Consider the following 14,944-nt stretch of genomic DNA (forward strand, 5'->3'; position numbering starts at 1 on the left):
GCCGCCCGACGCAGCCCCGCTGTTTTTTTTCGGACCCAACGTGCTCATTGCTCCTTGCTGTCCTCCCGGTTGAGCTCCCGCATCAGCCCGCGGATGATCGCCGTCAGGGGCCGCGCAGACTTGGCCATGACGGACAGGACCTCTCTCGCCGTCAGCGGCTTCTCCGACAAGCCTGCAGCCTTGTTTGCAACGCAGGAGAGCACCGCGGTTTCGAGCCCCATGGAGTTGGCGACGATGACCTCCGGCACCGTGGACATGCCCACAAGGTCCGCCCCCATCATGCGGGCCATGCGGATCTCCGCCGGCGTTTCGTAGGACGGTCCCTTAAAGGCGGCGTAGACGCCGCGCCGCAGCTGCACGCCCGCCTCATCCGCCGCCCGGTCCAGCAGCTTCAGGAGGCGCGGGCTGTAGGCGTGGGTCAGGTCCGGAAACTGGACGTCCCAGCGCATGTCAAGGGGGCCGGCCAGGGGGTTGTCCCCCATCAGGTTGATGTGGTCCTCCACCGCCGCGATGGTGCCCGGCTCCATCTGCGCGCTGATCCCTCCGGAGGCGTTCGTCGCCACGTACTGGCGCACGCCCATCATCCTCGCCACGCGCGCCGGAAACGCCGCTCTGCGTATGGAATGGCCTTCGTAGTAGTGTATGCGCCCCTGCATCACCACCACGGGCCGGCCCTCCAGCTTCCCCAGCACCACGCACCCCGCGTGCCCCGGCGCGGTGGGCACCGGCCAGTGCGGGATGTCCTCCACGTCCACCGTACACGGGTCCTCCACCGCCTCCGCGACGGCCCCCAGCCCTGACCCCAGCACCACGGCGGTCAGCGGCTCACAATACACCCTCTGCCTCTGAAGGATGTAGAGGGCGGCGTCAAACGCACACTCATAGGAGCTCTTGTCATCCTGAACCATTCCATAACCTCCTCGTTATCTCCGTTAGGCAATATTTTGGAAGAGAAGTCCGCGGCCCCTTTCGGCTAACCCGTCAAGCGCGGGGGTGAAAGCGATCGTACTCGTCCCGCATCTCGCGGTCGAAGTGGGCGTAGACCTGCGTCGTCATGATGGAGGAGTGCCCCAGCATCTCCTGCAGCGTGCGCATGTCCATGCCGCGGGACAGAAGGTGCGTGGCGAAGCTGTGGCGCAGGATGTGGGGGTAGAGACGGGCGCGTGCGATCCCCGCCATCTCGCCGCGCCGCCGAAGGATGCGCCAGAGGTCCACGCGGCTCAGCCGGCGCCCCCGACAGGACAGGAACACGAAGGGCAGTCCCCGTCCGTTCAACTGCGGCCGCGCCGCCTCCAGGTACGTCCGCACGCTGCGGGCGGCGCCCCCAAGGAAGGGGACAACGCGCTCCTTGTCCCCCTTGCCCACCGTTCGCAGCAGGTGGGACTCGAAGTCCAGGTCCAGCACCTTCAGGCCGCAGATCTCGCTGGCCCGCAGGCCGCAGCCGTAGCCCACCTCAACGAGGGCGGCGTCGCGCACGTCCAGGGGCTTTGAGCCCCGGCAGGCCTCGAAGAGCCGCTCGATCTCCGCCTCGTTCAGGACGCGGGGCTCCAGATGAGTTTTTTTAGGCAGCTCCGGAAGGGGAAACTCCCCGTCCTCCCCGCGCTCCATCTCCACGTAGCGTCCCCAGGACCTCAGCGCCGCGATGGCCCGCTGCTGGGTGGAGCGCGCCTTCCCCTCCGCCTCCAGGCTGCGGCGGAACGCGGAAACGGCAGCCTCCTCCATCGGGTAGGGGGGCAGGGCCGCCGTCTGGCAGAAGCGCAGCCACTGACGCAGGTCGGAGGCGTAGCTCTCCGCCGTCAGGCGGCTGCGCCCGCGCTCTGCCTCAAGGTAGGTAAGGAAAGCGTCCACCAGTGCGTCGGCTTCGCGAAAGTCCATGACGTCCCTCCAGCGCGCCCGTTTGGCGCGCGTTTCCTTTCATTATACAACGCGGGCCAGGCTGCGGCCCGCGCTGCAGGGCATGAACGCAGGACAGTCGGAGCCAGGAGTGGCGAAGCGGTATCGGTCCATTAAAAGGTATCGGAAGGGAAGTTGCGTCGCCTCCAGGAAAGTGAAGGCCTTCACGCAAGGTCTTTCACCTCGCGATGACGGCCGATCCGCAGAAGTCCGGAAGGCAGACGTATCCGGCATGGTTTTCGGTGCAGAACTCCTTGACTGCCTGACGGACGCCCGGATACTCTCCGTTGTTGAAATCATGGATCATGAGGTAACCGCCCGGCGATAATCGAGGGTAAAAGAACCGAAGCCCTGCCAGGGTCGGTTGATACAGGTCAACGTCGAGGCTGGCGAAGCAAAAGCTCTCATCGATGCCATCCGCCGTGTCGGGGAACCATCCTTTTTTGACGATGCAGTTTTCTCCGTGCTCCATTTTCTCCAAGACCAGCGGAACGGATGTCTGCGAAAAATCCTGCGAGCCCGCTGAAAAATTTTTCTTCCGGTCGACGTCCGCATCGCGCCCATCAAAGCCCTCGAAGGTATCGAAGAGGTAGAGCTTTTTATCGGGGAAAAAGTGGTTGATCTTTCTGGCAAAATCTCCGCGGTAGACGCCCAGCTCGGCTGCGGCTCCCGCGGTGGAGTAGCGATAGATCTCCCGTGATATCAACTCCAGGGCTGCTGCGCGTGGTTCGTAGTCATGAAGCGGTTTGTAGAACTTGTCGCTTTTGAACGTGGTGTAAACTGCGTTCCCAAATTTGTCCGCGATTAACTTGTGGAAGAAAAGCGAGGCATCGAACAGCTTACGCTTCCAGGTCATTCGTTGGCCAACTCCTTCATCAGTCAGAAATATTTAGGACATCTTTGCAATTTTAATACCACGGCATAAAATAAACCCGTTCCCTCCTGTGTTCTCTACACCGGAGGAAACGGGAATGATCGTTGGTGGCCCCAACGAGGTTCGAACTCGTGTTTTAGCCTTGAGAGGGCTACGACCTGGACCACTAGTCGATGGGGCCTTTCAATCGCTCCACGGCTCAAAAACGTGTTGCCGTGACAGCGGAAAAAATGATATCACAGGGGGTGCGATAGCGCAAGAGGGAATTTCCGTCCGCGGCTGGGAACAAGAGCCTTCTTTGCTGAGCTTACGAGGTGGCCGAACAGGACGACAAAAAAAATGCAGAAACAAGTCCGCTTTGGGGGGGTAAACGAAACTTGCCTCTGCATATCTGATAAGGGCCTTCAGGGGGAGCGGCTTTCGCCGCAGTTGAGATGAAACTTAATCCACACCCAGGCCTCCGGTATCAGCAAATTGAAGCGCCCAGCTCCTTGCAGGCCTCCAGCCCCTCAGCGTTCGGGGCTTCGTTGCAGGTCACGCTCGGCGCGGCGAGGGCAATGCCTGCCGCCTTACAATCGCTCTCCCAGCTCTCCATCCACTCGCCGCTGCCCCATCCATAGGAGCCGAACAGGGCGACCTTCTTCCCGGCGCACTTATCCTTCACGCCGTCGAACATCGGCTGGAACTCGGACTCCTCCAACACCTCGGAGCCCATAGCGGGGCACCCGAACGCAATGCCGCTGTAGCCGGCTGCCTTGTCCGCAGAGAACTCGCCGCACGTCAGGACGTCAACCTCCGCGCCCTTTGCCTTTGCGCCCTCCGCGACGGCCTTGGCCATCGCCTCCGTGTTGCCCGTCCCGCTCCAGTAAACCACAGCGACTTTGCTCATGTCAGCCCATCCTTCCTGTTGACCGAAATCTTAACCGGCGACGATCATCTGTTCCATCGACCGGCCCCTTGAATAGCACCGACCGTAGATCTCCGTACACCTTCGATACCTTGCGAAGACCTTCTGGGCCGCAGCCGCGTCGCCGTACACCTTCCACGTTCCGACGCACTTGCACCCCACGTCGCGATGATCCATAAAACCCCGAACGTCGTCGGGAGGATATCCCAAAAACAAGCCTATCTCGTGAGGGAACGCCCCTTCACGCCGCAACCTGCAGATCAACTCCGCTACGCACGCCCCCGGCGTGATGCGTCGGTATCCCCGTTCTCGAAGGATCTTCACCGCCTCTGCGTCCAGGAGGTCACGATCCAAACGCGACTTCCTGTAGAGGTAGAGCAACACCCTTCCGTTTTTCTTGCTCATCGGCACGAGGACCAGCCCCTTGGGGGACAGCATCCGATTGAGCCTTCTCACGTCCTGCCGAATCTCTTCATCCGACGTGTGTCGGGAGGTGAACAAACTGCCCGTCTTCAAACCGGCCAAGGTAGGAGCTGCATAGTCGATCAGTTCCTCCTCCGACACCTCCGCCACCCTCCTCGCACAGGGACGTCATCAACTTAAGTTCTTTTTCGTAAATACTAATTAGTTATTTCAAACTTCGAGAAGAAGTATATATTAGCCTTTTCGGTTTGTCAATACGTCTTTGAAAGAAAATTTTTTCGCCCTCAGCGCCTTCTTTTTAGAGAAAACGTTCGATCGGGTTGCCCGTCCCAATGAGGGGGAAGACAACCCGATCGGAGAGTTGGCGAAGCGTTGAGCCTTGCCGGACTATAACAAACGCGCGCCGGTTCCCAGGGAGAGGGGCAGGGCTGCGTTGAGCGATCAGGGAAGCGCTGCCGAAGGCCTGATGTCGTGTCTTGATTGTTGACGGGTGCGGTACTCCCCTAGATGTCGTAGTAGAACTGGTAATTCACGCTGGTGAGGCGGCCGCCCTCAACGCTGAGGGTCAGGACCTCCATGTCCCCGTGCCGCCACGTCAGCTCTGAATCGCTTCGGCTTTCGGGCTTCCCCAGCGCTTCGACGGCCTCGTCGGCGGTGGCGCCCAAGCGGAGGGCCTTGAAGGGCTTGCTGGTGGCCGTAGCGTTGAGTTCCACGAGCGAGCCGTTCAGGTACCCCGCGCTGTGCTCTTTCCACTCCAGGAAGTCCTTCACGATGGGACCGTCCTCGCTGGAAAGCGTTTCCCCATCTTCCTTCTCCGGGGTGCCGAAGAGAGCGCGGGCCTTCGTCGGCGTGATGCCGAAGGCCTGGTTCATGTTCGTCATGAAGCGCGTCCACGGAGAGTCCTGCTGGTCCTCCGGCGCGTAGGGCATCAGATATCGGCCCGATATCCATGCCGTCCCAGCCTTCGCGGGGTGCTCCACCTCATACCATGCATCGCCCGCCAGGGACGTCTCCGCCAGCACGACGAGGAGGTTGAAGTTTTGGACCTTCCCAATGATCTTCGTGTCCTGGACGCCGGGGTGGTCCCTCAGGCGGACGTCGTTGCCCGACACAATCCCCAGGGTGGGGAAGGTCACGAACCGCTCCATGGGGTCCGCCTGAGCCGTCCCCGCCAGGACCAGAGCCGCCAACAGGGCCGCCGCAAAATGCCCTCTTGTTCCGCGCATCACGGTCATCGCCTCCTAAGCGTCGAGGTAGTGGACGAAGCTCATCGACGCGACGCGCCCGCCCTTTACCTTGAAGTACAGGAAGGTCGCCGGGTCGAGCTCCCAGAATTGCCCGTCCTCGTCCTCTCCGTTGGGGGCCCCCAGCAGTTCATGGAGCTTCGTTTCGGGGTCCCCGATGCGGACCTCGCCGAAGGGCATGGTCCCCCCTGTGACGTCAACGCGATGGAGGGTGCCGTCCACGTACTCGGCCCTGTGGGTCGGGTAGGTCAGGATGACCCGGAGCCGGTTCATGGCACCCGGTTCGAACCAGAACTTCTCCTCCTTTTTTTCCTTGGGGGCGCCGAAGATGACGCGGGCCCGCGCCGGGGTGAGGCCGAAGCTCTGGGCGACCCGGACATGCATGGCGAAGGCCGGCGTCCCCAGGTCGTCGCCCTTATACGTATCGACGTACTTGCCGAACACCCAGGCCGTGCCCTTCTTGTCGGGGTGCTCGATCTCGTACCACACCGCGCCGTCCACGGCCGTCTCCCCGACGATGACGAAGCGATCCAGGTCGTTCAATCGCCCCGTGATGTTCGAGTCCGTGCTCGTGTCCGGGGCCTGCCGCAGCCGGACGTTTTCGCCCGTACAGATTCCGAACGTCGGGTACTCTTCCCCGCCCTCCGCGCCCGCCGCCAGAACCAGGGCCGCTGCCAGGGCGCACAAAAACCGTTTCGTGTCCATCGCATGATCCCTCCAGACCGTGATCTTTCGCAGGGGAGTCCGTGCCTCCTGCACGCCCATTATGCAACGTGAACTTCCTCTGCGGCAACACCCGAAAGAGGTGGTCTTTCCCGCCCCCTTCCCGCTCACGGGCCGTCAGACTCCCTTGTCGTCCCGCCCTCCCTCCCGATCGTCCGGGGCCTGCGCCTCTCCGGGGGCCTCCACGTGCGTTCGGTCATCGCCCCGTGGCTCCGTCCCATCGACGAAGAATTCGGCCTTGTGCGCGTTCCACAGCCACAGGGCGGCCCCGGCGAAGGCGAAGCCCAGGCCCAGCCCCCAGCCGACGTAGGCGCCCTGGTACTCGCCGCCGAAGACCCCTCCGCCGTACCCCGCCAGGGCGTAGCCGAAGGCGATGACGCTGAACATGGAGAGCGTTGTGATAAAGAGCCTCATGACATCGGTGACCTCCTCCAGAGATGGCGAACCTTTCGGGATAATGTACCATAGGCGGGGGGTCCTGTGTACTGCCTCCGCCGGCCGATGACGTTCTAGATGATATGATAGCTCGTCGGGATGGGAGAGGGGCGCCGGCTTGGCCGGCATTTTCTTTCGAGGAGATGGTGCGAGTGGAAGTTCGGCTTCCGATTTTGGACTTGACGCGGGCGTTTAAGGACATCCGCGAGGAGGTACAGGCGGCGGTGGACCGCGTGTTCGACGCGCAGTCCTTCATCCTGGGGCGGGAGGTGCGCGCCTTTGAGGAGCACGTGGAGAGCTACCTGGAGCTGCCGGAGGGCGCGGCGGTGGGCTGCGCCTCGGGGTCGGACGCCCTGCTGCTGGCCCTCATGGCCCTGGGTGTGGGGCCGGGGGACGAGGTCGTGACGACGCCCTACACGTTCTTCGCTACGGCCAGCGCCGTGACGCGCCTTGGGGCGACCCCCGTCTTCGCCGACATCGACCCCGACACCTACAACGTGGACCTGCAGGACGTGCTCCGGCGCCTCACGCCCCGGACGAAGGTCTTTCTGCCCGTGCACCTCTTCGGGCAGACGGTGCCGATCGAGGAGATCGCGCCCCTCCTGGAGGAGCGAGGGGTCAAGGTCGTCGAGGACGCGGCTCAGGCCTTCGGCGCGTGGCGCCGCGTCGGGGACCGGATCCTGCGGGCGGGCGCGTGGGGGGACGTCGGCTGTTTCTCCTTCTTCCCGACGAAGAACCTGGGTGGCTGCGGGGACGGCGGCATGGTGACGGCGCGGGACCCAGAGATCGTTGCCCGCCTGAGGCAGCTGCGCGTACACGGCGAGGGCGCCGCGTACTTTCATCAGGAGGTGGGGCTGAACAGCAGGCTGGACGCGCTGCAGGCGGCCATCTTGGACGTGAAGCTCCCGCACCTGGAGGAGTGGAACGAGGCCCGGCGTCAGGCCGCCGACCGATGGCGCCTGGCCTTTGAGGTGAGGGGGCTTTCGGATCGCGTGCGGGCGCCGAAGGTGCTGCCGGGAAACGGCCACATCTACCATCAATACGTGGTGCGCGTGCCGCGGCGCGACGCGATGATGGCCTGGCTTGAGGAGCGCGGCTTCGTCACGCGGGTCTACTACCCCCTGCCGCTGCACCTTCAGCCCTGCTTCGCCTTTCTGGGCGGCCGCGAGGGCGACTGCCCAGAGGCGGAACGGCTGTCGCGGGAGGCGCTGGCGCTCCCCATCTTCCCCGGCATCAAGCCGGAGGAGCAGGAGGCGCTGGCCGACGCCGTCGGCGAATTTCTGAAGGCAGAGGGCGCGCAATAGCGGATTTTCCGGCTGTGCCCTTATGTTATACTGACCGTGACGCGGCCCCTTCGGGGATCGCCGCCTGAAACTGCTTTGAAGGAGGATGAAGGTCTGTGTTCCCTTATTATATGGATTCAACGGCGCTCTTGCTGGTCCCGGCGCTCCTGCTCTCCCTGTGGGCCCAGTGGCAGGTAAAGTCCGCCTTTGACCGCTACAGCCGCGTACATTCGCGGGAGAACGTCACGGCGCGGGACGTGGCGAGGATGCTGCTCTCGCGCTTCGGGATGGGGGACATGCCCGTCAACCGCGTCGCGGGGAGCCTGACGGACCACTACGACCCCACCTCCCGTACGCTGAGCCTGTCGGAGGACGTCTACGACAGCACGAGCATCGCGGCCATCGGCGTCGCGGCCCACGAGGTGGGGCACGCCATCCAGCACAGCAGAGCCTACGCCCCGCTGGTGTTCCGGAACAGCATCGTCCCGGCGGTTAACCTCGTATCGGGCCTCTCCATGCCCCTCTTCTTCCTGGGGCTCTTCATGGGCAGCCCCATGCTGCTCAACGTCGGCATCCTGCTCTTCTGCGGGGTCGTCGTATTCCACATGGTGACGCTGCCCGTCGAGTTCGACGCCAGCTCCAGGGCGCTAAGGCTGTTGGCGGAAACGGGCGCGCTGGCCCCGGACGAGCTGAGCGGGGCGCGCAGGGTGCTGCGGGCGGCTGCGCTGACCTACGTCGCCGCTGCGCTGATGGCCGTGCTTCAGCTGGTGCGGCTCCTGCTGCTCCGCAACTCGCGGGACCGGTAAGCGGATGAGGACGGCGGCTGTGCCGTCGCGCGTCGAAACGGATGGAGCGCCTGGGTGCTCCATCCGTTTTTCGAGGTGACGGGGCTTGCGGGGGATTGAAGCGGCGCTCCAGGTGCTGGAGCAGGTGCGCGCGGGGCGCTTTGCCTCCGAGGCGCTGAGGAGGATCGGCATGAGGCCCGCGGACGCCGCGCTAGCCTCGTCGCTGGTCTACATCGCTCTGCGGCGTCAGGAGCTGTGGCAGGAGGTCTACGGGGGCTTCCTGAAGGAGGGCGCGAAGGTCAGGCACAAGGGCCTTCCCCCTGCGGTCCAGGACGCCCTGCTGGCGGGGACGGCGGGGCTCCTGGAACTTCGCCACTTCGCGGGGGGCGTGCTGGTGAACGCCCTACTGGACGACCTGAAAGCCCGCTCTCTCAAGCGGTGGGTGCCGTTGGTGAACGCCGTGCTCCACAACGTGGGGGAGGAGGGGGCAAAGCGCGTCGAGGCGCTTCGCAGGAGCCCCGCCCTGGAGGACCGGGCGCTTTGGGCCGGGGTGCCCCGGTGGTCCCTGCCCGCATGGACCCGAACCTGGCAGCGGGCGGAGCTGAACCGCCTGTTCGAGCTCCTGCCCCTCTCCCCGGCGGCGGCGCTGCGGCCAGCACCGGGCCGGAGGGATGAGCTTCTGGCTCGGCTGCGGGAGGCCGGCGTAGAAGCGGAACCCTCGGACCTGTCCGAGGCCGTCCGACTGAAGGACACCCTTCTGCCGACGGAGGTGCCGGGCTTCGACGAGGGGCTCGCCACGATGCAGACGGAGGGGTCCATGCTGGTGGCGGATAGGGTGCGGCGCTGCTACAGGGGTGGTCTGATCCTGGACATGTGCTCCGGCCGCGGCGTCAAGGCGGGGCAGATCCTGTCCGCCTGTCCGGAGGCCCGGCTTGAGGGCTGGGAGCTCTCGGAGGGGCGGCATCGAAGCGCCCTTCGGGAGGTGCAGCGGCTCGGCGTGGAGGACAGGGCCCGGTTGCGGTGTGGCGACGCCCTGAAGCTTGAACCGGAGGAGGCGCCGTCCCTCATCCTGCTGGACGCCCCCTGTTCGGGCAGCGGCACCTGGAGCCGGAAGCCGGAGGCCAAGTGGCGCCTGACTTGGGAGGGGCTGGACCGGCTTGCGGCCGTTCAGAGGGCGCTTCTGGAACGTGCTTTTGCGCTCTCCGCGCCCCGTGGTATTATAATTTACGTCACGTGCAGCCTCCTGCGGGGAGAGAACGAGAACGTGACGGCGGACTTTTTTGAGGCCCACCCGGAGTGCGCAGAGCTTCCCGCGCGCCCTGAGGGGTCCCCCTTCCGCCGGGGGCGCCCGTGGGGGACGTACATCTGGCCTGAAAACCCCTGGCTGGACGGCTTTTACTGTGCGGCGATGATGAGGCTGTCATGAGGATAAAAGAGGACGGAGGCCTGATATCTTGGGCAAGATGATCCGCTGGACGTTGCTGTTTGTGGTGCTGATAATTTTGGCGTCGGGGGCCGTCGCCTTTTATACGGTGTTCTTTCGGCCCGCAGGAGAGCTGGTCATCCCGCCCCTGAGGGAGCGGACCGTCGTGGATGCCGTGGCGGAGGCAGAGCGGCTGGGGTTAGTCGTGCAGGTCGAGCCCGTGGCCTCGTCGCTTCCGGAGGGCCGCGTCCTGGGACAGTCCCCGGAGCCGGGGACGAGGGCACGGAAGAGTCAGGTCGTGGTCCTGCAGGTCAGCCGGGGCGGGGAGCTCCATGCTGTCCCGGACGTCTGTGGCCAGACCCTTGCCGGCGCTCAGGGCCTCCTGAAGGATGCGGGCTTCTCCCTGGGCGACGTCATCCGTATTAAGGACCCCAGCCGTCCGGGTGGGACGGTCATCGCCCAGAGTCCCGCGCCTCCGGCGAACGTTTCCGTGTCCCGAAAGATCGACCTCGTGATGAGTGAGGGCGGAGCGGGCCCGGAGGGCAGCGTGAGGGTCCCCGACGTCAACCGCCTGAGCGAAGGGGAGGCCCGCGCCCTCCTGGAGGGCAGCGGCCTGAAGGTGGAGGCCGTCGAGAAGGTCTACAGTCCCCTGATGCCGGAGGGGCTGGCCATCGAAACCCGGCCTGTGGCGGGGACGTCCCTGACGGCAGGGGCCGGCGTCCAGCTAAAGATCGCGACGCTGCGGCGGCCGGCCGGCTACGTGGAGGCGAGCCCGACGCCCGATGACGGCAAAAAGGCCGGCGGCACCGTGCGCCGCGTCGAGGTGCAGCAGGGGCCGGCGTCCGCTGAAAGGCCCGTTGCGTCGGGCCCCGCGCCCCTGGTGGTGAAGGTGCCGGGGCAGGAGGACGTGTTCATCGGGGACGGGACCGATGTGCCGACCGACGCGCCCATTCGGGAGGCGGACCCGAATCTCAGCGTGTTCGACCAGGAGAGGCGGACGCTGCGCCCCGGCGGAGAGGGCGAGTCCGCGCGTCAGGCTGCGCCGGTCCCGGCGACACCACAGCAGCGAACGCCCGCAGGGGGCAAGGTGGCCCGGGTCCGCTATCAGGTGCCGCTCCTCACCAGCCCCATGAGCCTCCGCATCGAGGTCACCGACCCGTCGGGAAGGCGCGACGTCGTGAACCGTCAGGCCAGGAGCGGCGAGAACGTGCGCGTCGAGGCTCCCTACACGGGAGAGTGCGTCGTGAGCGTCTACCTTGGCGACAAGTGCGTCTGGCAGGAGAAGCATAAATAGGAAACGAGCCCCGGCGGTTCCGGCCGCCGGGCAGAGTCTTTTCAGGAAGGTGTTAATTCCCAAATGGATACGACTGAGGACGGCAGGAACACGGGCGGGCAGAACCGCAGAGATCGGAGGGTCCTCCTTGCGCCCTCCGTGCTGGGGGCGGACCCCCTGCGCATCGCGGAGTCCGTCGAGTCCCTCGGTGGGCGGCACGACTGGCTGCATTTGGACGTCATGGACGGGCACTTCGTGCGCAACCTGTCCTTCGGCCCGGCCGTCGCCAGCGCGATGCGCCGCCGCTGGCCGGACGCCTTTATCGACGTCCACCTGATGACGGACCGCCTGGACGTGGTACTGCCGCTGTTCCTGAACGCCGGCGCCTCCCTCGTCACCGTCCACGCGGAGGTCGAGCCTCAGCTCCTGCACGCGGAGCTGTCCTCCATCCGAAGGGCCGGCGTTCGGGCGGGGATCGCCATCGGCCCCGCGACGCCCGTGGAGAGGATCCGTCCCGTGCTGGGCATCGTGGACCTGGTGCTGGTGATGTCCGTCACCCCCGGCTTCGGAGGGCAGAGCTTCATCGAGGAGTCCCTTGAGAGGACGCGGGAGCTGGCCAGCCTCAGGGCCTCCCGTGGCTGGTCCTGGCTGATCGAGATGGACGGGGGCCTCAAGGAGGAGAACGTCGGCAGGGCCGTCCTGGCCGGGTGCGACGTGGTGGTCGCCGGAAGCGCCGTGTTCAGCAGCCCGGATCCCGCGGCCTGCCTGGACAGGATGAGATCAAAAGTGAAGGAGGCTCTCTCCAATGCCGGATTTGGAGCGAGATAACGCTTTAAGGGAGTTGGGGCGCATGGCCGCAGAGCGGCGCGAGGAGGCGAACCTCACCATCGAGGACGTCTACGAGCGCACGCGCATCCGCCTTGAGTTTCTCCGCGGCATCGAGGAGGGGAACTACGAGGGCTTCCCGGAGCCCATCTACATCAAGGGCTTCATCCGTACCTACCTGAAGACCGTCGGAGGCGCGGACCTCCAGGAGGACTTCATGGCGCAGCTGAAGCGGGTGCAGCCCCACAGGCCGGAGCCCGTGCCGAACTTTCTGGGGAGAAGCGGTTTCCCCAAGGGTTTCAAGCCGGTGTCCCACTTCTGGCTGTTCCTGGTTTTGGTGGCCGCCCTCCTGGGCACGGGCGGCTACGTGTGGTACGCCTGGAACAGCGGCGACCTCTCGCTGAAGAACCTCCTATCCGATCCCTTCTGGCGCTTCGCCCAGAACGCCTCGGTGGACGAGCGGGGCAGGGAGGCGTCCCTGGACGTCCTCTCCGCCGACGCGCTGTCCTTGGACGTGGCCTCCATGGAAGCCGTGCCGGTTTCCGCAGCGCCCGTCAAGGCCGAGAAGCCCGCTCCCCAGCCGAAGCCCTCGCTCGCCATCCGGGCGAAGTCGGACGTCTGGATGCGGGTGACCATCGGGGAGGACCTGGTCTTCTCCCAGACCCTGAAGCGCGGGAACGTGATCTCCTGGGACCTTCCGGCCCAGGCCCGCGTGGTCTACGGGCGGCCGAACGCGGCTGAGGTGATCCTGAACGGCAAGGAACTGGGCCCCGCGAATCCGAAGGGGAGCAAGAAGTCGGAAACGTACCTCTACCTGCCCGACGGAACCGTCCGAAAGTCCGGGGGCAAGTAGGTGTTGCCGGACTTTTTCGAGATGGAGCGCTGATTTGAACGTCTTCCTCTTGACCATGGGGTGCGCCAAGAACGCGGTGGACAGCGAGCGCCTCGGAGGGCGCCTCGTGTCTGCCGGACACCGGATCGTGGCGAGCGCGGAGGAGGCGGAGGTGGGCATCATCAACACCTGCGGCTTCATCCAGGACGCGGTGAAGGAGAACGTGGACGCGATCCTGGACCTCGAGGCTCTGAAGGGGGCCGGCGCGCTGCGTCACATCGTCGTGGCGGGGTGCCTCGTGAACCGCTACGAGTCGGAGCTGCGGAAGGAGCTGCCCAGCGTGGATCTGTTCGCCCGGGCCGAGGACTGGGACCGGATCGTGGATTGGCTCGCCGAAGCGGACCGGGGCGCGGTCCCCGGAAGGGTCCGCCGCCGCGTCGCCCTGGGGGAGGGCGCGCCCTGGACCCGCTACCTCAAGGTGGGGGAGGGCTGCGACACCTTCTGCTCCTACTGCGCAATCCCCCTGATCCGCGGACGGCTGCGGAGCGCGCCGGTGGAGGCCCTCGTCGAGGAGGCCCTGACGCTCTGCCGCGAGGGCGCGCGGGAGCTCTGCCTCGTGGGGCAGGACCTGACGGCCTACGGGACGGACCTCTACGGCACGCCGGGCATCCGCCGCCTGCTCACGGAGCTGGACGCCGAGCTGCCTCAGGGGGTTTGGGTGCGCCTGCTCTACATGCACCCGGACCGCATGACGGAGGACCTGGTGGACTTCCTCTGCGGGCGCCGGACCGTCCTGCGCTACCTGGACGTCCCCATCCAGCACGTGGACGACGACGTCCTGGCCCGAATGAACCGCCGCACCACTGGCGAGCACATCCGCCGGATATTCCGCCACATTCGGGAGAACGACCCCCTCTTTGCCATCCGGACGACGATCATGACGGGCTTTCCGGGGGAAACGGAGCGGCAGTTCGGGCGGGTCTTGGACTTCCTGGAGGAGGTGGAGCTGGACCGGGTGGGCGCTTTCGTCTACTCGCCGGAGGAGGGGACGCCGGCGGCCTCCTTCCCCAACCAAATCCCCCGGAGCACGGCGGAGGAGCGCTACGCCCGCCTGATGGAGCTTCAGGCGGGCATCACCCAGGCCCGGAGCGAGCTCTTCCTGGGGCGGGACCTGGACGTCCTGGTGGAGGACGCCGAGGTGCCGGAGGAGGGCGCTGGGGGCGAGGTCTGGGGCCGGTCCTATCGGGACGCCCCGGAGGTGGACGGCGCGGTCTGCGCCGCGGGCACGGCCGCGCGCGGAGACCTCGTGCGGGTGCGCGTGACGGACTGCGAGGACTGCGATCTCTTCGGGACCCTGGAGGCGCGGCCGTGAGGCGTCCCCTTTCGGTGGAGGTGGCCACCCTCTTCGGGCTGGGCTTCCGCGTCTGGAGGAGGGGTGGAGAGCTGGGGTCCGGTGCGGGCACGGCGGGGTCCGCCGCGGCCTGCCTGGTCAGCGCCCTCGTCCCCGTCCCCTGGTGGGGCGTCCTCCTGGTGAGCCTGATCGGCCTGTGGGCCTCGGAGGGAGCCTCGCGGGCCCTGGGCTCGGCGGACCCCGCCTGCGTGATCATCGACGAAGTCGCTGGCATGTGGCTGTCGCTCCTCTTGCTGCCGCCCTCCTTCATCCTGCCGGGTTTCTTCCTGTTCCGGATTGTCGACATCCTGAAACCCTTTCCCGTCTCGGCGGCGGAACGCCTTCCGGGCGGCGTCGGGATCATGGCGGACGACCTCGTCGGCGGTGCCATGGTGAACCTGTTCCTTCAGGCGTTGAACGCCTGTTTTCTGCGATCAGGGTGGCTGTATGGCCTCGTGGCCGGGCTTGGGAGGTGACGCAAATGAGCTCCGCGGTGCTGGTAGCCATCGGCGACGAGCTTCTCGGCGGCTTGAGGCGGGAGGAGAACTGCGCCTTTTTGGCCCGGCATCTGCACGATGCCGGCTGGACCGTAGAGCGGCTGGAGACGATTTCCGATGGGGAGGAGCAGCTCCTG

Annotated in this window: 16 protein-coding genes and 1 tRNA gene; 8 read left to right on the forward strand and 9 right to left on the reverse strand. The window is 65.8% G+C overall.

Going from position 1 to position 14,944, the window contains the following annotated elements; all coding sequences use genetic code 11:
- Positions 1-44: 44 nt before the first annotated feature.
- The 9 genes from Q0629_RS06155 to Q0629_RS06195 form a co-directional block, all read right to left on the reverse strand.
- On the reverse strand, positions 45-908 hold the full coding sequence (locus Q0629_RS06155) for a purine-nucleoside phosphorylase (protein WP_298780266.1): 864 nt from the start codon (positions 906-908) through the stop codon (positions 45-47).
- A 73-nt stretch (positions 909-981) separates the two neighbouring features.
- Complete coding sequence (locus Q0629_RS06160; RefSeq protein ID WP_298780269.1) at positions 982-1,875, reverse strand: tyrosine-type recombinase/integrase; 894 nt, start codon at positions 1,873-1,875, stop codon at positions 982-984.
- 196 nt (positions 1,876-2,071) lie between these two features.
- The gene (locus tag Q0629_RS06165) at positions 2,072-2,749 is read right to left on the reverse strand and encodes a TylF/MycF/NovP-related O-methyltransferase (protein ID WP_298780271.1); all 678 of its coding nucleotides are present in this window, start codon (positions 2,747-2,749) and stop codon (positions 2,072-2,074) included.
- 123 nt (positions 2,750-2,872) lie between these two features.
- Positions 2,873-2,948: transfer RNA gene (locus Q0629_RS06170), tRNA-Glu, on the reverse strand.
- Between the two features lie 285 nt (positions 2,949-3,233).
- Positions 3,234-3,656: a flavodoxin gene (locus Q0629_RS06175; RefSeq protein WP_015556477.1), complete on the reverse strand. Its 423-nt coding sequence runs from the start codon at positions 3,654-3,656 to the stop codon at positions 3,234-3,236.
- A gap of 30 nt (positions 3,657-3,686) precedes the next feature.
- Positions 3,687-4,238 carry a DUF3793 family protein gene (locus Q0629_RS06180; protein WP_298780274.1) on the reverse strand — a complete coding sequence of 184 codons (552 nt, stop codon included), beginning with the start codon at positions 4,236-4,238 and terminating at the stop codon, positions 3,687-3,689.
- Between the two features lie 362 nt (positions 4,239-4,600).
- Entirely contained in the window at positions 4,601-5,323 is a 723-nt protein-coding gene (locus Q0629_RS06185; RefSeq protein ID WP_298780276.1) for a hypothetical protein, read from the reverse strand.
- 15 nt (positions 5,324-5,338) lie between these two features.
- Positions 5,339-6,046 (reverse strand): SH3 domain-containing protein, encoded by a 708-nt coding sequence (locus Q0629_RS06190; RefSeq protein WP_298780279.1) that lies wholly within the window; start codon positions 6,044-6,046, stop codon positions 5,339-5,341.
- A 135-nt stretch (positions 6,047-6,181) separates the two neighbouring features.
- Positions 6,182-6,478, reverse strand: a complete 297-nt coding sequence (locus Q0629_RS06195; protein ID WP_298780281.1) for a hypothetical protein — start codon at positions 6,476-6,478, stop codon at positions 6,182-6,184.
- Between the two features lie 164 nt (positions 6,479-6,642).
- Here Q0629_RS06195 and Q0629_RS06200 point away from each other — a divergent pair, with 164 nt between their 5' ends.
- From Q0629_RS06200 to Q0629_RS06235, 8 genes are all read left to right on the forward strand, one after another.
- On the forward strand, positions 6,643-7,803 hold the full coding sequence (locus Q0629_RS06200; protein WP_298780283.1) for a DegT/DnrJ/EryC1/StrS family aminotransferase: 1,161 nt from the start codon (positions 6,643-6,645) through the stop codon (positions 7,801-7,803).
- Between the two features lie 95 nt (positions 7,804-7,898).
- Positions 7,899-8,588, forward strand: a complete 690-nt coding sequence (locus tag Q0629_RS06205) for a zinc metallopeptidase (RefSeq protein WP_298780285.1) — start codon at positions 7,899-7,901, stop codon at positions 8,586-8,588.
- 85 nt (positions 8,589-8,673) lie between these two features.
- On the forward strand, positions 8,674-9,993 hold the full coding sequence (locus Q0629_RS06210; protein WP_298780287.1) for an RsmB/NOP family class I SAM-dependent RNA methyltransferase: 1,320 nt from the start codon (positions 8,674-8,676) through the stop codon (positions 9,991-9,993).
- A gap of 37 nt (positions 9,994-10,030) precedes the next feature.
- Complete coding sequence (locus Q0629_RS06215) at positions 10,031-11,284, forward strand: PASTA domain-containing protein (protein WP_298780299.1); 1,254 nt, start codon at positions 10,031-10,033, stop codon at positions 11,282-11,284.
- A gap of 63 nt (positions 11,285-11,347) precedes the next feature.
- Entirely contained in the window at positions 11,348-12,091 is a 744-nt protein-coding gene (gene rpe, locus Q0629_RS06220; protein ID WP_298780289.1) for a ribulose-phosphate 3-epimerase, read from the forward strand.
- A complete protein-coding gene (locus Q0629_RS06225; protein ID WP_298780291.1) occupies positions 12,069-12,941 on the forward strand; it encodes a helix-turn-helix domain-containing protein in 873 nt (290 codons plus the stop codon). Before rpe ends, Q0629_RS06225 begins: the two co-directional genes overlap by 23 nt.
- 34 nt (positions 12,942-12,975) lie before the next feature.
- Positions 12,976-14,292: a 30S ribosomal protein S12 methylthiotransferase RimO gene (rimO, locus tag Q0629_RS06230; protein WP_298780294.1), complete on the forward strand. Its 1,317-nt coding sequence runs from the start codon at positions 12,976-12,978 to the stop codon at positions 14,290-14,292.
- The gene (locus tag Q0629_RS06235; RefSeq protein ID WP_298780297.1) at positions 14,289-14,786 is read left to right on the forward strand and encodes a phosphatidylglycerophosphatase A; all 498 of its coding nucleotides are present in this window, start codon (positions 14,289-14,291) and stop codon (positions 14,784-14,786) included. The genes rimO and Q0629_RS06235 overlap by 4 nt, the downstream gene beginning before the upstream one ends.
- Positions 14,787-14,944 lie beyond the last annotated feature (158 nt).

Origin of the sequence: uncultured Fretibacterium sp. (genome assembly GCF_938030725.1) — a bacterium.
GTDB lineage: Bacteria > Synergistota > Synergistia > Synergistales > Aminobacteriaceae > Fretibacterium.